Source organism: Enterobacter sp. ECC-249 (assembly GCF_043965265.1).
Lineage (GTDB): Bacteria > Pseudomonadota > Gammaproteobacteria > Enterobacterales > Enterobacteriaceae > Enterobacter > Enterobacter quasiroggenkampii.
The window spans coordinates 48,246-69,222 of sequence record NZ_CP143661.1 but is presented as its reverse complement, the minus strand read 5'-3'; the positions used below and the strand labels follow the sequence as shown (position 1 = coordinate 69,222).

Below are 20,977 nucleotides of genomic sequence, written 5' to 3'. Positions count from 1 at the left end.
TTATGCTACCCTCCGGATTGGGCACAGATTCACACTATCCCGTTCTGCTGGCAGTACGAGAAATTGATAAGTATGATTGATAAAACAGGGGGCAGAGAATGAACATTCCTAAACAGACACTGGTTTTATCTATTGCAGGTTGCTCACTTCAGTTATTCTTTATTTTCGCTTCTTTCATAGGTGCTGATGATAGTTTTGCTGTCTTCTGGACATCATGCGGCTTTGCCTATGTATTGCTTGCGTTCCATGTAGTCACGGGCGTTGTCGCTTGTTATGACATAAAACATCCTCTAAAAGTTTAAAAGGCCGCATTTGCGGCCTTTTTTATTTCTTATCTGCGGGCTAAATTCCATCTGGTCCCCGAATGCTTATAACGGTGAAGGTGGTTTCCAGTTTGGTCCTGACTCATTGCGCACAGCTTCTGTATTACTCCCCTGATTCGTCATTTCAGCAAAGCGCATCTCGCTTTCAACACGCACCTGGTCGACCTCCGGTCGCGAGATCTGGTATTCACCTTCATCACGGTGGTTCACATTGTGCCATGCCACCATTTTGGCAAAAGCTGTATTGAACTGTTCATTATTCCCTTCCGGAGCCATCGCGACGCTCGGAGAACGGCTGAAGAGAACCGGCGCGACTTTGACCATATCCCGCTTAAGCGCATCGTAATCGCCACTGTTCCGGAAAATAACCCTGTCGCCATAGTCGGTACAAATATGGCGGCCTGTCTCCGGATCGCGGAACTGGACGCGACCGTTCTTCTTCAGTGAAGCCCGCAGGCCAGGAACACCGGAATACATCGGCGTTCCGCCTGGCTCACAGATAACGACACATCGGTTGTCTGTTGTAGATTTCACCGCATTACCACGACGATCCCTGTAATCCCATCCTCTCAGCTGCGATATCGCAGCCTTGTCACCTTTCACCGCTTCAGCTTCAACCCACTGCCGGTAAGACGGCGGATACCATTTCCCCTGCCCGATAAGCTCAGCTCGTTCAGCCTTCATGGTTTCTTTCAGCGCAATCAGTGCCTGCATGCGCTGAAGCTCTGCAATATGATAATGCAGCTTCCTCACCAGAGGGTCACGATGTTCGATACGGATGCGCGCTTTACGTATCCTGCATTCGTCATGAATCGCCTGGTAACGTTCACGGCCATGCAAATCAGGGCGCTGCCAGTTAGCCCGCCAGGCTGCATAACGGGCTTTCAGATCTTCTCGCGCAGCTGCGCGCGCTTCGCGACGCTGGCGACGCAATTCAGGATCACGCTTCATACCCGGAATATCGCGGTCGCTCACGGCCAGTTCCGGATTGTAACGGCTGGCCGGCTTAACACGTTCAAAGATGTCTGCCGGCACCGAAACAAACGAACCAGCATGGGGTTCCGCACGCGCAAGCGTCAGATCAGGATGAACGTGGCTGGCCTTTACAGGGGTCTGTTCGTGATTGTAAGCGTCCATCACAACCAGGCCCTGCTGCTCGCGCATCAGCAACAGCCCCTGACGCGCCAGTAGCTCATGACAGCGTTCCCAGGTAAATTCACCACTACCGATAAGCGACTCAATGTCCTGACGGCAGTGTGAAACCGCATAGCCCCAGAGGCTTTCCTTATCAGAGAAAATCTCACGTTTCAGCGCCCCCTGCGGGCCCGAACCTGTTCGCAGTTTTCGCCATTCCCGGTCGGATACTGGGGTGGCTTCCAGACTGCCGCCGGTGAACTGTTCCGCAGGGGGAACCTGCTGGAAAATGTCTTTCGGTACCGGCTGCCAGCCTCCTTTATACGAGTCCAGAATAGCCTTCGTTAGCGCAGGCCACACACGTTCCGCCCTGACAGGTGTACGCGTTGAGTCATACCCGTCACAGATAACCAGACGGTCATGCTGTTCTTTCAGATACAGTCCAGACTGTGCCAGAAGCGTATGCACTGACTGTATGGTTCGCTGCGTTGGATCCTGATCAAGTGCAATCAGCGGCGCCCGTAAACGTGCGATCGCATAGTCCGATAAGGATTCTTTCTCTGTCATCCGTTCAGGGCGAGACGGCATAATAATCTTGTCTGGTTCATAGCGGCCGACAGCCGGAACTTGCGAGAAAATGTCCTGTACAGGAGGAACAAACTCACCCAGTTTACGAATAAGTTTATCGGTATCAAAGGCGTGTCCAAACGCAGAAAGCGTAACGCCAGGACGTTCACTGTCCCAGCCATCCTTCACTTTTAGCTCGCCGCTCTCCTTTGTCAGGAACAGGCCTTCTTTCGCAAAACGCTGATGGAGAGAAGACCAGTCGGTCACCGGTGACTCCCGTAAACCAGCTATTGCCGTGTCAGCGATATATTCTCTCAGGCTCTGATTACGGCCACGTTTCCAGGCACTTTGACGATCGCGTTCAACAGAGGTACGACGAACAATACGATTATCAGGGGCAATCACATAGCAGCCATTGTCAGGTGAAAACCCATGTTTGAGCTCCAGTTCACGACAGGCCTTACTCAGTTTTTCCTGGCTGTAAGCAAGACGGTTAAGATAACCAGTCTCCGGATGTACGCGATTTACAGCGATGTGAACGTGGAGGTTATCCGTGTCAGTGTGAACGGCAGCAACGAACTGATGGCCCGCTAAACCGAGACGGGAAAGTGTATGGCTGACCGAATCGTAAATCTGTTCAGGGCGCGGACTTTCGTGCGACTGCCAGCTCAGAATATAGTGGAATACAGGGTCGCTTTTGTTATGGGCAAACTTCGTTTTACGTGCGGAGAACTCCATTTCTTCAGCTGCACTTTCAATTGATGTGCAATTGTGGAAACAGGTCACACCGTAAAAATTCACCCATTCCCCGCCGTCAGGCATCACGTCAACCAGCGAGATAAACGACTCATCACGCAGTTTAGTAGCGTAGTCAACCAGACGGGAAAAGCGGCTGCTGTGCGGCATTTCTGGCTTTGTTCCGGAAGCTCTAACGGCTTCCATTAAATCATCATCGCGCGGCTCATCACGAACAGAAACGTACGAAACCAGGTCCCCAAAGGAGGACTTGCCGTCTTGTCGTTTCGGTGGAATAACCGGGATCATGATGTTGTTCTTCTCTCCGTGCTAACCGTTGTTCATGAGTTTATTTCTGAGCGTGGTCGACAGTTCTGTTATTGCGACAAGGACCGTGGAGTATTCCTTATCACCCACTCGTTTCCCTTCAACAAAGAGATGCTTTTGCAGTCTCCCCAGCCTTAAAAGCTCGGTCATAAAGCTGTCGTCGATGAGTGAAATCATCTTTCTGTTCATCGCTGCGTTACGGATATAAGCCGATACGCTTTGCCCCACTGCTTCCGCTTTCTGTTCAATCTCTTCGATTTCATCCGGCGTGAATCTCAGGGTCTTGATTACGGTTTTCTGCCGTTTATCACTTCCCCTTCGGGATGCTTTGTCGCTCATGTGTGCTCCTTACTCGGGTGTCGGGGCGGAGCCCTGACCAGGTGGCATTTGTGATATCGTGCGTGCGCGGTATTACAAATGCACATCCTGTCCCGTCTTTCGAGTCATTATACGCTTCGCTGGCTGTTTCGCCTAGTGGCGATTTGACGGCATAGGCAGTGCGGAGCACTGCCACTTTTGAGTGGTCAATGTTATGATTTGGATGACAATATTCTGAAAGGGGTAAGAAGATGAGTAAGAAGGCGTTTTATTCAGATGAAGATATCGAGCTAGCAAAGGTTACTCTGGCTGGTTTACCGGATCTGACACCTCAGCGCAAATCACAAAAGGAATTTCTGGATGCAATCCGTGATGACCTGTTAGCACTGGTAAAAACCAAAGGTTACACGGTCTCAGACATTAAAGAGACACTAAAAACCACGGGGTATGAAATCAGTGAGAGAGCACTTCGTGAAATCGTTCGTGATGCTGATAAAAACAAACCAGCCCGTAAAAATCGCAGGTCGACGGCAGAAAATTCGTCATCACCAACGAAATAATTCCTGCATCCTGAAGATGTGATGTACTGAAATTTTTCTTACCAGGATGAAATATTTTTTCAGCCTGGTAAGAAGGGAGATGATATAGAAATTACCATTCAAAGGTCGGAACGTCTGCCAGCATTTCTCCCCATGAAGTAAAATGAACCATGCTGATGTCAGCCTTTATCATGGCAGTGTAAATCACTATTCTCGCCGCTTTTGAAATACCATGATGTTTCAGAATGAGAAGCGGATAACTGACGGCATCAACACGAATGATGTAACCCAGATCGGATTCATGGATCCATTCGCTTTCATACTCGGCGTGACATAGTTCGCTCAGAATCTCGCTATCCCTCCGCGTAATATGGCTCAGACTACATTCCAGAACAGAACGCAAAACTTTGTGATTAAGTTCAGTACGCTGTCCCCATCCGAGCGATGCAGTAACATCCTCCCATGTCCATTTAGGGTTATCAGGAACCTGAGCAGTAAGCTGTTTAAATGGCAAGCTAAGTGCCGTCGACAGGTTCAACCCTGATGCAATAATACGCGGATAAAGTTCACTGGCTGTACATGAGGAAATCAGTTCTCCATTCACAAAGAGAGCTTCATCACCGTTATCAAGACGGATACAGGTGACGCCATGAGGCGCACGGGATATGTAGTGTGGCATGTTCCATTCCTTCCAAAAATGTGCCGGATAATACTCCGGCACTGTGTTATTAAATTACCGCCCCGTTGCAGGGCGGTGGTTATCAGGCGTACGCGCGGGAAAGCTCAAGCGTACTCAGGACGTGATCCCATTCAGCCCCGTTAAGTGCTGGAATATGGATCGGTTTATGAATACGCCCGCAACGGACAAGTGATGTCCCCAGTTGTTTCAGATGTGGCGCGATAGCGTCTGGTTTCAACGTTTCGCGGATTTTCCGTGGATGACGGGTTTTAACCCGCTCCTTTACAAAGTATTCGCGACATGCGACGATGAACTGGTCTTTCATAGTGCCTCCTCAGAGTCATTGTGATAACGAGCTGTTACAGCAGCCCGTGTAAACAGGCAGGGCACCCGCCCTGCTTTTTTATTGCCAGTCTTCCGGCAATATCCTGCGCGTCTTACGACGCAAATCTTGCAGGCCATCCGGCCTTTTCTGCCGTCGTCCTTTTCCGTTTTCTTGCAATGAGGGAAATGCCTTCATTACGCTAATGCCCTGACAGGGTGACGATGGAAAGCAGGGGTGAAGGACAGATTATTTGGAGCCTGCGAGAAAAAATCTGGACGGAAAGCGTCAGCGTCCCTTGCTGAACAGAGGCGCTCTGTCAGAGTGCATAAGTAATGAAAGGCTTTCACGGCAGAAACGGACAGGAAGGCAGAAGGCGCCGGTTAATCCGGCGTTCCCTTGCGGCCGCCGTGGCGGTCAGTGGGAGCGGCGCTGCCGGAACGGCAGCTGCAAGCGGGATGGGTTCAGGTATCGCTTGCTATCCGTCAGGACGGAGACGCGTGCGGCTCCGCGTAGCGCGGTGGGCGTACGGCCACCACGCGAAGTGCAGGCGACGACCCGGCAGCGACGGGGAGCCGAAGGTACCCAGATGTCAGTCCTGACAACATGCTTTTCGTCGTCATTTAGCATCACATTAATCCACAAAAAAAAATCAATAAAAGTGCAGAATCTGCACTTTATTCATATATACTTTCCCACAAAAAAAACACTAAAATAAGTGCAGAATCTGCACTTATTTAGGTATCAGAAAATGACGGGTTACGAACTTCGTTTATGGCGAAAAGGTATGAACTGGAGCAGTGACAGGGCGGCCGAAGAGCTTGGAGTCAGCCTGCGAACATGGAAAGTTTACGAGAAGTCGGAAAAGGTATCGCGGGTAGTAGAGCTGGCAACCGTAACACTTTCTATCGCTGCTGCTGTTCCTTCCTTCGGACACCGGAAAAACACCAAAGAAAAGATAATTACCATGATCCAGACTCTAACCGGAGCAGCTGGACTCATCGGGAGGCGCTGAGCACCTCCCCTGCCCGTATCAGGCGGCTTTCGATAAATCGCACATAAAGTCCATCATGGCTTTAAGTCTGCGCTGAGTGTTCAGCTTCGCTTCAAAGTCGTTGAGATAGTAAACAGGCGTATACCGTACACGATTGAACTGCATCGTGAGCGTGTTCCCTGTCACCACCTCCGCCGCAATCCCCAAAAGAGACAACTGGATAAATGCCATATCGGCAGCAACCGGATCAATATCGATGCAACTGGCGAACAGGTGCGCGGACGGATTGATATCAGCCTCAAGTAGACATTCAGCATAGGCAATAATCATTCCTGCCGAACCGCAGGCCGGATCGCTTATCGTCGCGATACCCTCCCGCGTGACCGTCTCTTTGATGCCGGAAACCAGCATTCTGGCCATCATTGACTGGACAGAATAGGGGGTAAAATATTGCCCCATACCTCCCGACCCCAGCTCAAGCTCCATAAAAATTGAGCCGATGAAGTCATGGAATTTAGCCTCCAGCGCGCAAACCATCAGACGGAACAACTCATGAAAATTGCGGATATCGTCCGCATCGTATCGCGCGCAGATCTTCCGGCAGTTTTCCGCGCTCTCTGGCGTTCTCACCCGCGCAATATCCAGTTCGCTCGCGGCAAGTCTGACAAAATCGCTGAATACATCCCAGCGGTGAAGGTGGCGGGCAGTCTGGTTAAACAGACTGATAAACTGCTTACGCGCAGTGTCGATGCTGATAAGACGCGGGGGGACTTGCTCTGACTGGACAGCCGGAGCCGTCTGCACGACAGGGCGGGCGGCTCCGCGCCTTTTTGTCTCATTGAAGAAATCGGCAAAGCTAATCTGGGTCATGTTTTTTTCTCCTGTCGCCCCGTCAGGGGCGGCGTTGTTGTCAGTTACAGGCGCGGCTCAGTTCAAGCGTGCGCAGCACATGACCCCACTCGCTCCCGCGCATGGCGGGAATACGTACGGATCGCCCCTTTTTCCGGCAGTGCGCAATATGACGCCCCAGTGCCCGCATTTCCGGACTGAGGGCATTGCAGGCGATTTCACCGCGTTTGATACGCACCTGCTTTTTCACGGGCGCGTTTTGAGCCTCCTGCATCTGGACATAGAGGGCGGTTGGTGTAACAATCGAAACTTCACTGAATTGCATGGGTTTGTTCCTTTTAGTGAAAGCCGGATTTTTTCGTTGGAATCGCTCAAATCCGGCGTGGATGGAGCAGGTGTAAGCCTGCTTTTTTCATTTCTGGCTCTGGCTCTCAGGGCTGAATGCTGCTTTCACCTTCGCCACGATATCGGCGTGATTCAGGTTGCTGTAATCACGTACGCGGAAATAACGCTTTCCAATACGGACAAAAATGTCCGTCACGTTCATACAGATCATCTCTGCCAGCATGAAGGTTTCAGTGTCCTGCGCGGTGTCACAACGCCAGTTGATCATCGGTGGGTGCATTCCTGCCGCATCGTGGAATTTGTTCACATCGATTTCCACGGGGGCGATCAGTGCGGACTTTTCACGGCTCAGCCAGTAGGCCATTTCCGATTCGGCGCTGGCGCTGGAATCAAGAGAAGCGAAAGAATCAGTCGTGTGTAAATGCATGGTTTATCTCCTTTTATCAGTACATGCCGGATATCCGGCGTGGGGTTACAGCTGTACGTATTGCAGGTTGCGTTTCAGTTCAAAAAGAAAATCAGGTTGAAACGACCAGGCGCGCCAGTTAAGCGTTCCGTTGGTGCGGATCTCCACCTGCACATCGCCGTATCGGGACACATCGGACACGGTGACAGTGACGCCCTCTTTCAGCGCAGTGGCCTGAGCCACCCACTCCTTCGCGACAGAAACAGGGTTTTGTTCTTCCTCCATCTTCCTGGAAGATTCTTGAGCGGCGGTTTTGACGTTGACGTTTCGTGTGTGCATCCTGGTTTTCTCCTGTGGTGATGGTTGCCCATCTCCCTGGTGAGTTCTCTCGCGGCAAAGGGCAAAGGAGCGACGGCGGGGCGGCAGGAAAAGGGCGCAGACAAAAGTTTTTGCAGTCCCTTGCAAAAAGTTTTGGCGGCGTTCATTTAACCCTTTGGATGACGTCCTGACGGTGCTACGACCAGCCCTCCGCGTGAGGACACACGGGGGATGGACTCACGCGGGTGAACAGGAGTGCACACACCCGACACGTCGGAACGGCGTGTCGCCATTAGAGCGACGGCTTCGCCGGCGCGGTGAAGGCGTTCCGGACGGTACGGCCGGAGAAGCCGCAGTTGTTGACCTTTGCCATCAGACCCTAGCGATAGCCCGAAACCGCTTGCGGGTTCGGCGGAGACTGGCTGGTGCGTAAGCAGCTGCCTGGCGGAGTGGGGCTCGACGACTGGACCGCCACGCGGGCCAGGAGCCGAAGGTGGCCATTGCCCTGCCCGTCTTTCTGGCTCTGCCCATCACGGAACTGCAGCGAAGAGAACTAACCAGCAGGATATCGATCAAAACAGACAGGATGAGGCACTCGGAAAAGTCCTTTCTGAAGCACAGCTTCAGCAGACTAATCGCAACAGCGTGAATTAATAGCAGCCAGGAATTGATTGATTGAGCGAGGACAAACCAGAGGGAGCAGAGGGGCAGCGCCGGAGGCGCGCCCCGCTTCCCCCGAACCCCGCAGGGGTACGGTCCGTCCCGGAAGTTCAGGCGTGCGGTCGCGTCGGGATGGAAAAAGGGGCTACCGGCGAACCGGCAACCCCTTCATAAAGGCGCTTCAGGCATGTCAAACCAACTCAGCCCTGAAAAGGCGGGGTTTCCCCCGCCTCCAGGTTGCTACTTACCGTTGGATTCGTAAGCCAGAATTGCAGCGACCTCCCGTTGTCCGTCCCTCAGGCGAATTTCGCAAAGCGATTTTCGCGTCAGGTAAGTGAATATCAGCAGTGTGAGACACACTATGAGTACGCACCAGATAACGGTACTTCGCGGCAGTTTCATGGTTTACTCCTCCTTGCATTAAGCACGGTAAGAGGCCATACTGTTGTTGATCAGACATACAGGGGGCCTCGTGGGTTAATGAAAATTAACTACGGGGCTTTCTGCTTTCTGCCACACAACACGGCAACAAACCACCTTCACGTCATGAGGCAAAAAGCCTCAAGCGCCATCGCCATTATATCCCGACGAGCCGATTCTGCCCAGGAATAACAGTCTGATTACTGGATAAATCCTGACCTTTACCTGATTTACTCAGGATCACTTCTGCCTGTGGACCAGTTATGTATCTGTTCGTCGAGCGCTTCAAGATGCTGATCAATGCTTTCTGCGAGTCGCTCACTTTCAGTCTCCAGCCAGCCGCTTAATCCGTCCCACTCATAGCACATCTCTTTCAGCTTTTCCGACATAGTCCGAAGTTTATTGCGCTGGCTGCGGGCAACCTTCAGCTCCGTTTTCCACGGATTGTTTCTCACGGCCATATAGACCTCAGCGTGATTTTGTTCGGTACCATCCAGCGCTCCAGCTCTTTCTCCGCCGGTGTTGAGGATCCCGCCACATCATGTACATCGAGAACAATGTCTTGCGCACGGTCGTAGTAAGCCTTCACCAGATGAGACAACGAGGGGCTGCGTTCCGTCCACGCCCACAACATTCGCTGGATGTCATAGTCCCGTATATCCTGCTGGGACCAGAACTCATACCATGCACGCAGTGTCTCCGGTGTCTGAAATGCCAGGTCGATTTCAGCCTGCCCCACGCGGTTCTGGTACTTCTCTTCCTTTTCACGGTGTCGCCGTGATTCCTGACGGGAATAAAGATTATCCTCGCGCACTTCCCGCTGCGTGTGGCGCTCTCTGATGCTGAACGCCTGCTCCGGAAACAGGTTCTGCACCATGTTGGTACCGAGCGGAGGGTAACACAGGCGACCGCGGCTACTGATCAGTATGTCAAACGCCTCTTCATATCGGGCCAGAGAAATTTTATCGCCCTTCAGCCAGTACGCCCCGCGCACCTGGTTGATCGCCTTTCCACTAATTTTACTGCTACCAGTCAGGAACCGGAAAAATGCTCTGGAATAGGGATACGGCTGCGGGTGTCGGCTTCCGTACCGCCCGCCCCCCTCTTCTACGGCAATAATGGCTCGTAACGCTGCCTCACGCTCCGGCAGTTGCGTGACAAGAGAAAGGTGACGAGGGATCATCAGGCCACCTCCATGCGCAGCGTTGAGAGAATATCGAATATTGAGTATCCATCACTGTCCAGCCTGCTGGTCAGGCTCAGCACATGGTTTATCACAGCAGCGTCAGATTGTGGGCATGAGCGGATACAGGATACTTCCTGCCCTTTTCTCCAGACCAACAGCATGATCCAGTCCTGACTAAACTCACCAGGACTACACAGAACCACTTCAAATCGGCCATGAGTGGGCGAAAAACGGATCTGCACGGGAAATAAGCCCCCGAACTCGCTACGATACTCCCCGTTAACATCCCAGTTTTCAGGCGCACTCAGTGCCCCCATAACAGCGTGTGTCATCTCACGGCGGTAGGAGTAACCAGCGGCGCGGCAGGTTTCGAAATCTTCACCGATCATGGAGGAAAGCTTAAAGTTTGGCATATTCATCAGATATCTCCTTATTGCCGCCCCGTAGGGCGGCTATCCTTATCAGGCGGCAATTGCCGCGTTGTCAGTGTCGGTATCGGTGCTGTCTTTTGCATCAGGCTGCGGTGACTGTAACCATGCAGGAACCCAACGGTTCTGCTTCATAAAGAACTCCGCATGCACTGCCGCGTCGCCTTTCTTCATTTTTTCTGCGTCAGCAGCGGCACCAGTCAGACCTGCATCTTTAAGTGAAGTGACTATCTGTGAATGTTTCAGGCTACCGAAGTAGTTCTCTTTTGTAGGCTGCCACCAGTCGCGAAGGTGAAAACCTATCGCGGCCTCAACCGTATCGAGAGGGCTACGTGATGTGTGTCCATTATCACGCGTCTGTACACCATCTACGGAACAAGCCGCACAGAAGGCCAGCAATGACATCAGTACCTCTCCGTTCAGGGCGAAGAAGGTCGTGAAGTCCTTCTCCCATCCTGCTGGCAGCAGGGTTTTCAGGCGCTCTTTTTCGGTCATCAGGGCTTCAAACGCTGCGCCTTCTTTACCGGATGGGGCGTTCTCAGTGAGGCTGCTGTGAGAAACGGTCAGGTTGATACGGAACGGATGCGGCGTGGTCACACATCCAGCAAAAACGCAGGTACACATACGCCAGACCATAAGCGCCACAGCCTTTTCAGGTTGCTGCATTAGCGCGGCCTGTACCGCCAGAGTGCGCTCGGATGACATTTTGGTGAGCAGCGGGATGCTGATCCCTTCTGCTGCATCAGGTCGATGCATATGAGTCACGGCAGGAGACTGCGCGGAATCCTCTCCGTTACTGTCATGGTCAGGTAAATCAGACATGCGGCATATACCACGCTGAATACGAAGCGCACCGTGCATGTAGCTCACCACCACGCCTGATTTTGCTTTCAGATCTTCTGTCCACCCACGAAGCTCAGCGGCATGTTCAATGAGGGATATTTCGCTGCTAATGGCCTCGGCTTCATCACTGTCAGGATCCAGAGCGTTAAATTTGTCGGACAGTTCATCGATACGGCGGCTGTCATCTTCGCTGTAGATTGCATCTGGCTCCGGTAGAATGCGGTAGTCCTTTCCGTCAGGTCCGTAAAGGTTAATTGCAGCCAGACGTCCGGTACCCCACATCCAGCCCTCTTTTTGATGGATTTCCTGAGCGATCAATTCAAGTTTTTCCAGTACCAGACGTTCAACAAGCAGACTGTCTACTGTTCCGTCCCCTTCCTGCTCACTGAACAGATCTTCACGGACAATTCCGCCTGCGGCTTCATAAACTTCCCGCCCGATAAATGCGAAACGTGGATGCGAGACAGAAATTTCACTTTCCGTAATACGATTTTTAAGTGCGTTTACGGTAGTGCGTCCCCATTCCTCCTTTACGCTTTCGTAAACAGCAACCTGACGCTCAGGATCGCTTTCAAGACACAACACCTGACACTGTTCAACATCAAGCTGACCTTCTGCCAGAAGTGCAAGCAGTGACGGGGCAAGACTGGCAAGTTTGAGCATGCGCTGGACGTGGCGGGAACCGTACCCAAGCACCTCACCAATCTGCGCGGGAGTTTTTCCCTGCGCCGCCAGTGTACCAAACGCTGTGATCTGCTCGGCAGGGTGCATGGTTTCAAGCTCGTTGTTCTCGGCGTAAGAAGCCTCAACAGCAAGCTCGTCGCTGACACGTTTAACCGGAACCTGATAATCTGGTTTGATACGCCCCATTTCAGACATGAGCGTCAGCGCAGTCAGACGCCGACCACCTGCTGCCACACCGTATTTTCCCTCGGGCAGGGCATGGACAACCAGATTGTGAAGCAGTCCGAGGCTTTCAATGGAGTTAGCCAGTCGCTTAACGCTCTCGGTGGTGTAGGGCATCGTGCGTACGTTCAGCGGTGATTTAATGAGATCGGTCAGCGGAACATACTCAATGACTGCCGCATCGAGGGCTGTTTTCAGCGCCTCGTTTCCGGCAGTTTTATTCTTACTGGTTTTTTTTGGTGCTTTTGATTTAACATCTGCAACTGTCATGATTTAGTACCTCTCAGTATTAATGATTGTCTTGCCCTGCGGAGTGACAGCTCCGACAGGGCCCCTTCTTACTGCTGTTTTCTGGCTCTGTAACTGGCAAGAGCGCGGTTAAGCAATGCCCCCACGTCGTTCTCAAAGTTCCACGCGCACTTCGTCAAAAACCCTTCTTCACCCCGCACAACAAGCTGAAAATAAGTACCCTGATCGTTCTCAATACTGACGTTGGTGTACTGCGCCACCAGAGCGGTCGCCTCTTCACGGGTAAACGGCCCCTGAGGCAGCACCACGGGTGCAGTGACAGTACTGCCATTCAATAGAGCCGCCAGTTCGTTTTCTTCGGCGGTGGGTTCGCGCAGCAGCACTGGCTGATTCAGAAATTCCTGTAATGTTTTTCCCACTGAATACTTCCTTTAAAAAAGTGGCTGGTTTTAAAACCCATCACCCGTTGAGTTACGGGAGCCGCGGTTTTGACGTTTCGCGGGAACCTGCTGAACTTTCCCGGGGGATAAAACATCACCCGTTTGAGAACCTTCGCCGCAGGTGCGTAAACGACACCGGCCGAGGCAGATGTCCGGGGCGGACGCAAAAAGTTTTTGCCTGCAAAAAGTTTTGGTGGCCGTGCGTCAGCATTCACCCTGGACAGCCACGAGGACTGTGGCGGTCTCAGCACCCGGAGGAGGGACTCAAAGGGGTGTAAAAGGACCGGATGGAATGGGCAGGGACACGCCGCAATGACGGGAAGCCGCGCGCGGCGAAACGACATTGCCCCCTACATCACGACGGGGTATTTACGGCGTGATGCAGGGAGCGCAGGAAACGGCGCGACTGAGCGGCGCAGCCGGAACGGCTGCTGCAAGCGATGGGGGTTGCGTCATGGGATGGACACCCGCTGCCCCGCAGGGGCCGGGCAGAGACAGCTTTGCTGGCTCTGTGCGAAGCATGACAGCCCGCCCGGACGCCCACTGCAACAAAGGCAATGAGTTTGATTTACAGCATATCTTACTGAAAAAATTACTTTTTATTTGCCTCGGCCATTTCGGAATATTGTGGATCGCTGGCTTTCGGCAACTGCTGGCTAAGCTGGCGGTAATGGCGCAACCTTTCCAGAAAATATTCGCGAAGCTCTTCGGGCACCTCTCGTGCCACAATTTCCGGCACCACTGGCTGATTTAGCCGCTCTTTAAATGCCACACCTGACGCGGCCAGGTCTACGGCGATCCTGTCCTGATCCTCTTTTGAACGTACCGAAAGATTAAATTCGCTCATGTTTTTCCTCTCTTTCACGCGCCTGCAACGAGATCGTTGCTGACTTTTTCTGCCGGGGCGGTTTGTAACTGCGCCGCAGGCGCGGTAACAACCGCCGGCAGGCAAAGCCTGCCAGGGTTTTTCGCGCGGGCTAACAGGCGGATGATACCGCCTGCCAGGTTATCAGTTACCTTTTCCACCCTGCAAAATGAAATGACCGCCGATATACACCGCACGCTGGCAGGTCATGTAATAGCATATTTCGTCGATCACCTGCTCCGTTCTTAATTCCCGTTGACCATTTTCACGTCGACGGGCGTTAATAATATTTTTGTACTGACGCAGGATGTCACGGGTCTGTGGATCAAGTTTCATTTTTATTCTCCTTTGTGGCGGGGCCCTGCCCCGCCTCTGACATCAACCGTTGAACACGTAGCCATCCAGAAATACCAGACCATCCAGGAACAAATCCCGCGCCCAGGCTCCCATATCGAAATAGCAACGCAGCGATTCCGGAATGTCATTGAGAAGGCCGCACTCTTCTGCCATAGTCCAGGCGTAGTCCTCTTCGCTCTCAGCTTCTCCGCAATAAGCATCCTCGAAGGCGTCATAATCACACTCTCCGGAGTATTCCACCCAGGCAATAAATGCAGCATCCATACCGTCTTCTACTGCGCGCTTGTAGGCTTCAATGAAATTCCAGTCAACGGAAGATTCGGATGCAAATGCTGACGGGATCCCTTCCCAGTCCTGGAACATGAGTTCCGGGTCGGATTCATTGGCGTGCAGCTCGTTGCAGGCTTCCAGAAACTCTGCTTTATCATCAAAGTCGGTGAGGTCAAACCATTTACCGTAGAGGCTACCGCAGTTGTATTTGTGGTATGTACCTACATAAATCGCCGGGGTGGTAGTGTTCATAAAACTCCTCCAGTGTCTGTGTCGTCTGAGTTCCGGCTTACGCCGTGCCGACACGACAGCCCGACTTCGAGCGGAAGATGCAGGGGCGACACCGGAGGCCGCAGCGCAGATAAACAGCGATGACGGTCTGGACGGTTCTCCCGCGAATATTGAGCGGGAGAACGACGGGAAGAACGGCATCAGGCGTAAAAATCTGCGACCGGGCGAGGATGGCGGCGGAGCGAACCCTTGCATCTGAAGCGATCGGGCTAAAGTGAAGGCACGGCGTTAGCCGCAGACCGCACGGACGTTTTCACCTGCGTCCCCGTAACATCGTGGAGGGGGCGCCGGTAAAGCGGAGCGTGCGACATCCTTTTCGCAATAAGGCGGGGCGCATTGCCCCGCCCAAAATCAGGCGGCAATCCGGATGCCGGAGAAGGATTTCATCATCGCGTCAATCTCGGTTCGTGCGCTGCTGACCACATCCCGCAGCCAGTGTCTGTCAAACCAGTCGCGGGATGGGCTGTCAGGGTGACGAAGGGCATAAGGCACGTGGGTCTGCCCGACTGTACGGCCATTGCATTCCAGACGGATTTGCAGACGGCGAAAGGTTTCCTTCCCGTCGAGTACCGCTTTAAGACGCGCGTCGAGCGTCTCATTATCCCACTGCGCATCATCCTGCACCTGCTCCACTTCCGTTACTGTCAGGAGGAAATTACGGGTTCGGCGGGTAAATACCAGCGGTTCAGCGGCGGGGCGCAAGGCTTCCATCAGGCGGTATCCGGCGGATGCCACGCAGCTACAGACGTGGTTAATCTCGTCACGCAGGGCTTTCAGCAGACAGAGGATATGTTTCGTGGACATAGCCTCAGGGCAATTATCATATTCAAGCGAAATGGTTCCGGCATGAGCCTTACGATGCCCCAGCGAATTACGATAAAGGCGGACAATCAGTTCACTTCCTGCCAGTAATGACAGCAGCACCTTCATTGCCTGATCGGACATCAAACCACGCAGTGCAATCTCAGGTAACAGACGCTGCAACTGTAAAGCATCGAGCTGGCCATAGAACGCAACGCCTTCTCCTCTGGAGTAATTCAGGCTTGTATCGATATCCATGTTGGCTGGCCAGCCGCGGGCTACGAGCGTGTTTCGGGTATGACGGTGCATAAAGCGGTAAGCAATGGTCATGATATTCTCCTCTTCTGAATGCGGCGACGTCTTCGCCGTGCCGACACGACAGCCCGACATCGAGCGGAAAATGCAGGGGCGACACCGGAGGCCGCAGCGCAGATAAACAGCGATGACGGTCTGGACGGTTCTCCCGCGAATATTGAGCGGGAGAACGACGGGAAGAACGGCATGAAGCATTAAATCACTGCGACCGGGCGAGGATGGCGGCGGAGCGAACCCTTGCATTTGCAGCGTTCGGGCTAAAGTGAAGGCACGGCGCTCACATCCGCCGCGCCAGCGCGGCATAAAAAGCGGAGTTAACGACATCCTCTTTCGCTGTGAATTGTCACCGGTTGCCGGGGACGCTCCCCCGGCCGTTCTCAGGCTACCAGCGCGTCTTTCAGTGCGTAGACGTCATTCCTTGCTTCCTTTACGGAATCGGATTCAGGCCGCCCGGCCTCCCAGGCCATTCCGGCGCGATGCTCCAGCTCACACTCATAGTCGCGCAGGACGCGTGCAAGTAAAGCTGCGGGTACACTCACCTGACGGTTTGCCGCTTCCCGCTGATGGGTCAGGAGATCGCTGACAGTCAGATTATTTACCCCCTCCTGGCGGTATTGCGTCATTTTCATTTCACCAAGCGCCTTCATCACCGCCCGGATTTCAGCCTCGTCCGGTTCTGGCTGGGTTTCACGGCAGGCCACGCTAATCCCCTCTTCCGTCCAGACCAGCAGGACCAGGGGTTCGTCAGACGTGAACATGGTTTCAAGCTGTACACAAAGTTCTTTGCGGGTTCCGTACATTTTTTTATCTCTTTCGTAAGTGGTTACAGGCCGGGCATCAGCCCGGCAGGGTCAGTCAGCCCTGAAAGGTTTCGTCCAGCACCAGGGCTTCGCGGTAGGCTTCCAGAAGCAGGGTGTTGATCCGGCGCAGGGTCTGGGCGGCCATACGTTCAGCCAGCGTTGCCGCGTCGTGCCGGTGCTGAGATTCGAGGCGGTTCAGCAGCATCCGCACGTCACACATGGCATTGCTGAGCTCGGCCACGTCCGCGCGCAGGGATTCAAGGCCCGGGTAGTTCATGCCGCCTCCGGATAATCAGGGTAAAACGTACCGTCATTGGCCGCCGGCATCCTTCTCGCCCGTTCAACCTGTGCCAGACGGCGAACGCCGGCGGCGTGGTACTGCTCAAGCATCTCGATCCCGATATAGCGGCGGCTGGCTTCGGCGGCGGCCACGCAGGTGGAGCCGCTACCGGCGAACGGGTCAAGGACAATGGCCCCCGGACGCGTGAGCGATTCAATCAGTGGCCGCAGGCTCTGCACCGGCTTCTCCGTCGGATGGTGTCTGTTGCCCGTGTATTTCCAGGGGATCACGTCCGGGATGGGGCGGTCCGGGGTTTGCGGTCGCCCCTTCGCGAGCAGGTAAGCGTTCTCATGGGTGTAGCCCACGAACGTTGATTTGGAGGCATAACTCTTCGCAAAAACGATATGGCCAACAACGCGGAACCCGGCCGATTTCCACGCATTGAGAAACAGATCTGCGCGGTTCCATGCGTAAAAGCTCACCATCAGACTGTCGTTTTTGAGTACGCGGTACATTTCGTGGCACGCTGGCTGAAGCCATTCCGACGAATTGTCCCCGGCCAGAGTGCGACCGGTACGGTCCTTAAAGCCAACCAGATACGGGGGATCGGTAAGAATAAAATCAACGGCACGTGCCGGAAAACGGGACATCACCTGCACGCAGTCACCCAGGATATAACGGGACATAGACACACTCCTCTCTGATATGCGGCACCCTGTTGCGCCGTGCCGCCACAAAAACCCGGCTCTGAGCGGAGGGCGCAGGGGCGACGCCGCAAGCCGCAGCGCAAGCCTTTCACGGGCTGAATGCACCGTGAAAGGTGCGAACGGGTGAGGACGGAGACAACGTGAACCCTTGCGACCGCAGCGGCCGGGTTAGCGTGAAGGCACGGCGTTGAACACGCCGCCGGCTGGCGGCAGAAAGGCGGAGGGCACCGACATCCTTTGGTACTGATTCTGGTAGCTGAAGTAGCCTCCCGTGTATGACAGAATGACCATAAGTGCGTGTCAGTACACCACTTTGTAGGATCATAAGCCTGGTATGTTTTGGGACGCCTCCGGTCGGTGGCGTCCTTTTTTCCGTTAGCCCCCCTTTACGTGGTCGATAGCGAACTGCAATGTGTCCCAGTTAAAACCGATGCAGGCATCATGGCTGTGGTAACAGACACGCATGGCTTCAGCAATCTCCCCCTCTGTCAGGCTGTCATTGAGGGACATAAAGTCATCAGCCAGCCAGAACGTTCCCATACACAGCGCATCCTGCGGATACTGCTGTAGCCGTGCGATGTGATCTGCCACGGTTACTCCCTCGCGGCAGGCAGATAGCGACGGCAGCACACGATCGGCAATGTCATTCCAGTTCCACTCTTCGTCCTCCGGAACTGCCTCTTGAATAGTGCCGGTTTCCACACCCGGCATCAGGGAAAGCTGCTCCAGCACCTCCCCCAGGTAAAGTCGTTCTCCGCAGGCATCCTCACTCCACAGATAATGGTTGTTGATATACACGGCAAACTCGCCGTTGTTGAGTTCAATACAGGTCAGTCTGAACATGGCTGTGTCCTAAGCATCCGGCACCCAGTTGCACCGTGCCGACACGACAGCCCGACTTCGAGCGGAAGATGCAGGGGCGACACCGGAGGCCGCAGCGCAGATAAACAGCGATGACGTTCTGGACGGTTCTCCCGCGAATATTGAGCGGGAGAACGACGGGAAGAATGGCATCAGGCGTAAAAATCTGCGACCGGGCGAGGATGGCGGCGGAGCGAACCCTTGCATCTGAAGCGATCGGGCTAAAGTAAAGGCACGGCGGGGAACTTCTTTAGGCAACATAGAGTTAAAAAATGGGCAAAGCAAAAACTTGAAAGTACACTCAATAAAGTAATAATACTGTATATAAATACAGTTCGGAGGTGCCTATGTTTGAATTATTGCGTGTCGATTGCGAGCCGGAAATTATCCCAATCCCTCTTTATAGCGAGGGATGCCCGGCGGGGTTCCCGTCCCCGGCGCAGGACTATGTCGAAGCCGAACTTGACCTCAACGATTACTGTATATCCCGACCCAGTTCGACATATTTTGTGCGAGCTATTGGTAATTCCATGACTGATATTGGGCTACATTCTGGCGATCTGATGATTGTTGATAAAGCCGAAAATGCACACCACGGCGATATCGTTATAGCTGAGATTGAAGGTGAATTTACTGTTAAGAGATTATTGTTGAAACCGAGACCAGGGTTACAGGCAATGAATCCAGCCTACCCTACTCTATGGCCAGAACCTGAGCAGCTACAAATTTTCGGTGTCGTAACTGCCTTTGTACATAAAACCCGGGGACATGACTGATGTTCGCCCTGGCAGATGTGAACAGCTTCTATGCGAGTTGTGAGAAGGTCTTTCGTCCTGACTTACGTGATAAACCGGTGGTCGTTCTTAGCAATAATGATGGTTGTGTAATAGCCAGATCGAAGGAAGCGAAACAGCTTGGGATCAAAATGGGGATTCCCTGGTTCCAGCTGAAGACAATGCAGTTCCCGGAGAAAGTGCTTACGTTTTCCAGCAATTATGAGCTTTACGCGAGTCTGAGCAACCGGGTCATGGCACATCTGGAAGAACTGGCGCCCCGCGTAGAGCAGTACAGCATCGACGAGATGTTCCTGGACATTCGCGGCATCGATGGCTGTACCGACTTTGAAGATTTCGGCCGGCAGCTGCGCGAGCACGTCCTAAGAGGAACCGGACTGACAATTGGCGTTGGGATGGGGCCAACAAAAACTTTAGCAAAATCAGCGCAATGGGCTTCAAAAGAGTGGCCGCAATTTGGGGGCGTGCTGGCCCTGACTACTGACAATCTTCGTAGGACGGAGAAACTGCTCTCACTGCAGCCAGTAGAGGAAATCTGGGGGGTTGGTCGCCGCATAGGCAAAAAGCTGAATACATACGGCGTGACGACTGCGCTACAGCTGGCGCGCATGAATCCTGCCTTTGTACGCAAAAACTTTACCGTAGTGCTGGAGCGAACCGTACGCGAGCTGAACGGTGAGGCCTGTATATCTCTTGAAGATGTACCGCCCGCGAAGCAGCAGATTGTCTGCAGCCGATCATTCGGGGAGCGCATCACCACTTACGAAGCGTTGCGGCAGGCTATCTGCCAGTATGCCGAACGCGCGGCTGAAAAACTGCGGGGAGAGCATCAGTTCTGCCGGCACATATCGGTCTTTATCAAAACCTCCCCTTTCGCAGTCAACGAAGCGTATTACAGCAACGTGGCCAGTGAAAAACTTCTTGTGCCTACCCGTGACACCCGGGACATCATTAACGCCTCAGTAAAGGCCCTGGATCGTATCTGGATCGACGGGCATAGATATGCAAAGGCTGGCGTAATGCTGAATGACTTCACCCCTACGGGAGTAGCACAGTTAAATCTTTTCGATGACGTTAAGCCGCAGGAACGAAGCGAGGAGCTTATGAAAGCCCTGGATGGCATAAACCATTCAGGGCTCGGGAGGGTATGGTTTGCTGGCCGCGGAATTGCACCAGAATGGCAAATGAAAAGAGAGATGCTTTCTCCGGCATACACGACCAGGTGGTCCGATATCCCCAAAGCCTCAATTTGAGTATCAGAAGAGGCCTTTCATTTTGACCCGGGCCTCTTCCAGTCGACGCTGCTCATCATCTTCAGCAATTTCAGGCTTGATTGCAGAATCAAAATTTCCTGCGCCCAGTTCTGCAAGCACATCACGGATATTGGCCTGGGATGGCTTCCATCCCGTTGTCTGACTGATTAAACCTACCAGGCTATCCGCCGTGAAACTCTTATCCAACAACAGCGCAAGTAAGCCAGGAAGCCGCGGGTCGAGGTGGTGAAGTGCTAAGCCGGAAATAAGCGCTCTCCTATATAAATCTCCTCTATCGTTCCGTGGGACAGAATCAATAATGTCTAAAGACACATTGTCCGCCACCTGGTCCGGATGAAGATAAACAGTAAACTTCTTCCGTTCCTCGCTCACAG

General features: G+C 53.3%; 29 protein-coding genes and 1 pseudogene. 5 read left to right on the top strand and 25 right to left on the bottom strand.

Translation table 11 applies throughout. The annotated features are described in order from the left end of the window. The first annotated feature begins 98 nt into the window (after nucleotides 1-98). Nucleotides 99-302 carry a hypothetical protein gene (locus V1587_RS22015; RefSeq protein ID WP_123839396.1) on the top strand — a complete coding sequence of 68 codons (204 nt, stop codon included), beginning with the start codon at nucleotides 99-101 and terminating at the stop codon, nucleotides 300-302. A 66-nt stretch (nucleotides 303-368) separates the two neighbouring features. Here V1587_RS22015 and V1587_RS22010 read toward each other — a convergent pair whose 3' ends face one another. Then, nucleotides 369-3,068 (bottom strand): relaxase/mobilization nuclease domain-containing protein, encoded by a 2,700-nt coding sequence (locus V1587_RS22010; protein WP_022650008.1) that lies wholly within the window; start codon nucleotides 3,066-3,068, stop codon nucleotides 369-371. A gap of 21 nt (nucleotides 3,069-3,089) precedes the next feature. After that, entirely contained in the window at nucleotides 3,090-3,425 is a 336-nt protein-coding gene (gene mobA / locus V1587_RS22005) for a plasmid mobilization protein MobA (RefSeq protein WP_022650009.1), read from the bottom strand. A 230-nt stretch (nucleotides 3,426-3,655) separates the two neighbouring features. Between mobA and V1587_RS22000 the strand changes: the two genes are divergently transcribed. After that, nucleotides 3,656-3,964: a hypothetical protein gene (locus V1587_RS22000; protein ID WP_022650010.1), complete on the top strand. Its 309-nt coding sequence runs from the start codon at nucleotides 3,656-3,658 to the stop codon at nucleotides 3,962-3,964. A 91-nt stretch (nucleotides 3,965-4,055) separates the two neighbouring features. Here V1587_RS22000 and V1587_RS21995 read toward each other — a convergent pair whose 3' ends face one another. The 17 genes and pseudogenes from V1587_RS21995 to V1587_RS21915 form a co-directional block, all read right to left on the bottom strand. Beyond that, the gene (locus tag V1587_RS21995) at nucleotides 4,056-4,622 is read right to left on the bottom strand and encodes a DUF5983 family protein (protein ID WP_022650011.1); all 567 of its coding nucleotides are present in this window, start codon (nucleotides 4,620-4,622) and stop codon (nucleotides 4,056-4,058) included. Between the two features lie 82 nt (nucleotides 4,623-4,704). Further along, complete coding sequence (locus tag V1587_RS21990) at nucleotides 4,705-4,947, bottom strand: hypothetical protein (protein ID WP_022650012.1); 243 nt, start codon at nucleotides 4,945-4,947, stop codon at nucleotides 4,705-4,707. 1,030 nt (nucleotides 4,948-5,977) lie between these two features. After that, nucleotides 5,978-6,808, bottom strand: coding sequence for an N-6 DNA methylase (locus V1587_RS21985; RefSeq protein WP_022650014.1), 831 nt, complete (start codon nucleotides 6,806-6,808; stop codon nucleotides 5,978-5,980). Nucleotides 6,809-6,848: 40 nt separating this feature from the next. After that, on the bottom strand, nucleotides 6,849-7,112 hold the full coding sequence (locus V1587_RS21980; protein ID WP_022650015.1) for a hypothetical protein: 264 nt from the start codon (nucleotides 7,110-7,112) through the stop codon (nucleotides 6,849-6,851). 87 nt (nucleotides 7,113-7,199) lie between these two features. Continuing rightward, nucleotides 7,200-7,559 carry a hypothetical protein gene (locus V1587_RS21975; protein ID WP_022650016.1) on the bottom strand — a complete coding sequence of 120 codons (360 nt, stop codon included), beginning with the start codon at nucleotides 7,557-7,559 and terminating at the stop codon, nucleotides 7,200-7,202. Between the two features lie 45 nt (nucleotides 7,560-7,604). Continuing rightward, nucleotides 7,605-7,877 carry a hypothetical protein gene (locus V1587_RS21970; RefSeq protein ID WP_022650017.1) on the bottom strand — a complete coding sequence of 91 codons (273 nt, stop codon included), beginning with the start codon at nucleotides 7,875-7,877 and terminating at the stop codon, nucleotides 7,605-7,607. 879 nt (nucleotides 7,878-8,756) lie between these two features. Then, on the bottom strand, nucleotides 8,757-8,879 hold the full coding sequence (locus V1587_RS21965) for a type I toxin-antitoxin system Hok family toxin (protein ID WP_176483648.1): 123 nt from the start codon (nucleotides 8,877-8,879) through the stop codon (nucleotides 8,757-8,759). Next, nucleotides 8,827-8,937, bottom strand: a pseudogene (locus tag V1587_RS21960) (DUF5431 family protein); the annotation flags it as partial. The gene V1587_RS21965 and the pseudogene V1587_RS21960, both read right to left, overlap by 53 nt. 229 nt (nucleotides 8,938-9,166) lie before the next feature. Continuing rightward, nucleotides 9,167-9,397, bottom strand: coding sequence for a hypothetical protein (locus V1587_RS21955; RefSeq protein ID WP_022650019.1), 231 nt, complete (start codon nucleotides 9,395-9,397; stop codon nucleotides 9,167-9,169). After that, nucleotides 9,388-10,119, bottom strand: coding sequence for a plasmid SOS inhibition protein A (locus tag V1587_RS21950; RefSeq protein ID WP_022650020.1), 732 nt, complete (start codon nucleotides 10,117-10,119; stop codon nucleotides 9,388-9,390). Before V1587_RS21950 ends, V1587_RS21955 begins: the two co-directional genes overlap by 10 nt. After that, nucleotides 10,119-10,541 (bottom strand): conjugation system SOS inhibitor PsiB, encoded by a 423-nt coding sequence (gene psiB / locus V1587_RS21945; protein WP_096149266.1) that lies wholly within the window; start codon nucleotides 10,539-10,541, stop codon nucleotides 10,119-10,121. Before psiB ends, V1587_RS21950 begins: the two co-directional genes overlap by 1 nt. 42 nt (nucleotides 10,542-10,583) lie before the next feature. Beyond that, a complete protein-coding gene (locus tag V1587_RS21940; protein WP_022650022.1) occupies nucleotides 10,584-12,569 on the bottom strand; it encodes a ParB/RepB/Spo0J family partition protein in 1,986 nt (661 codons plus the stop codon). Nucleotides 12,570-12,637: 68 nt separating this feature from the next. After that, a complete protein-coding gene (locus V1587_RS21935; protein ID WP_032623592.1) occupies nucleotides 12,638-12,883 on the bottom strand; it encodes a DUF905 family protein in 246 nt (81 codons plus the stop codon). Nucleotides 12,884-13,580: 697 nt separating this feature from the next. Continuing rightward, on the bottom strand, nucleotides 13,581-13,835 hold the full coding sequence (locus V1587_RS21930; protein WP_022650024.1) for a DNA polymerase III subunit theta: 255 nt from the start codon (nucleotides 13,833-13,835) through the stop codon (nucleotides 13,581-13,583). Nucleotides 13,836-13,849: 14 nt separating this feature from the next. After that, nucleotides 13,850-14,014: a hypothetical protein gene (locus V1587_RS21925; RefSeq protein WP_154590114.1), complete on the bottom strand. Its 165-nt coding sequence runs from the start codon at nucleotides 14,012-14,014 to the stop codon at nucleotides 13,850-13,852. Further along, nucleotides 13,998-14,189: a hypothetical protein gene (locus tag V1587_RS21920; protein WP_022650025.1), complete on the bottom strand. Its 192-nt coding sequence runs from the start codon at nucleotides 14,187-14,189 to the stop codon at nucleotides 13,998-14,000. The genes V1587_RS21925 and V1587_RS21920 overlap by 17 nt, the downstream gene beginning before the upstream one ends. 42 nt (nucleotides 14,190-14,231) lie before the next feature. Continuing rightward, on the bottom strand, nucleotides 14,232-14,732 hold the full coding sequence (locus V1587_RS21915) for an antirestriction protein ArdA (RefSeq protein ID WP_022650026.1): 501 nt from the start codon (nucleotides 14,730-14,732) through the stop codon (nucleotides 14,232-14,234). On the opposite strand from V1587_RS21915, the gene V1587_RS21910 reads away from it, so the two are divergent. Then, a complete protein-coding gene (locus tag V1587_RS21910) occupies nucleotides 14,725-14,970 on the top strand; it encodes a hypothetical protein (protein ID WP_032623563.1) in 246 nt (81 codons plus the stop codon). The two genes, V1587_RS21915 and V1587_RS21910, sit on opposite strands and share 8 nt — an antisense overlap. A gap of 152 nt (nucleotides 14,971-15,122) precedes the next feature. Here V1587_RS21910 and V1587_RS21905 read toward each other — a convergent pair whose 3' ends face one another. The 5 genes from V1587_RS21905 to V1587_RS21885 all read right to left on the bottom strand — a co-directional run bounded on the left by V1587_RS21905 (nucleotide 15,123) and on the right by V1587_RS21885 (nucleotide 18,517). Next, nucleotides 15,123-15,902, bottom strand: a complete 780-nt coding sequence (locus V1587_RS21905) for a hypothetical protein (RefSeq protein WP_022650027.1) — start codon at nucleotides 15,900-15,902, stop codon at nucleotides 15,123-15,125. A 362-nt stretch (nucleotides 15,903-16,264) separates the two neighbouring features. Then, entirely contained in the window at nucleotides 16,265-16,687 is a 423-nt protein-coding gene (locus V1587_RS21900; RefSeq protein WP_395263695.1) for a DUF1380 family protein, read from the bottom strand. A 55-nt stretch (nucleotides 16,688-16,742) separates the two neighbouring features. Then, nucleotides 16,743-16,964 (bottom strand): hypothetical protein, encoded by a 222-nt coding sequence (locus tag V1587_RS21895; RefSeq protein WP_022650029.1) that lies wholly within the window; start codon nucleotides 16,962-16,964, stop codon nucleotides 16,743-16,745. Then, complete coding sequence (locus V1587_RS21890; RefSeq protein WP_022650030.1) at nucleotides 16,961-17,653, bottom strand: DNA methylase; 693 nt, start codon at nucleotides 17,651-17,653, stop codon at nucleotides 16,961-16,963. Before V1587_RS21890 ends, V1587_RS21895 begins: the two co-directional genes overlap by 4 nt. Before the next feature lie 396 nt (nucleotides 17,654-18,049). After that, nucleotides 18,050-18,517, bottom strand: coding sequence for a hypothetical protein (locus V1587_RS21885; protein WP_022650031.1), 468 nt, complete (start codon nucleotides 18,515-18,517; stop codon nucleotides 18,050-18,052). 365 nt (nucleotides 18,518-18,882) lie between these two features. On the opposite strand from V1587_RS21885, the gene umuD reads away from it, so the two are divergent. Both umuD and V1587_RS21875 read left to right on the top strand, forming a co-directional pair. Next, nucleotides 18,883-19,311 (top strand): translesion error-prone DNA polymerase V autoproteolytic subunit, encoded by a 429-nt coding sequence (gene umuD / locus V1587_RS21880; RefSeq protein WP_022650032.1) that lies wholly within the window; start codon nucleotides 18,883-18,885, stop codon nucleotides 19,309-19,311. Continuing rightward, nucleotides 19,311-20,582 (top strand): Y-family DNA polymerase, encoded by a 1,272-nt coding sequence (locus tag V1587_RS21875; protein ID WP_022650033.1) that lies wholly within the window; start codon nucleotides 19,311-19,313, stop codon nucleotides 20,580-20,582. Before umuD ends, V1587_RS21875 begins: the two co-directional genes overlap by 1 nt. Nucleotides 20,583-20,585: 3 nt before the next feature. Here V1587_RS21875 and V1587_RS21870 read toward each other — a convergent pair whose 3' ends face one another. Continuing rightward, nucleotides 20,586-20,975 (bottom strand): plasmid partitioning/stability family protein, encoded by a 390-nt coding sequence (locus V1587_RS21870; protein WP_022650034.1) that lies wholly within the window; start codon nucleotides 20,973-20,975, stop codon nucleotides 20,586-20,588. Between the last annotated feature and the right edge of the window lie 2 nt (nucleotides 20,976-20,977).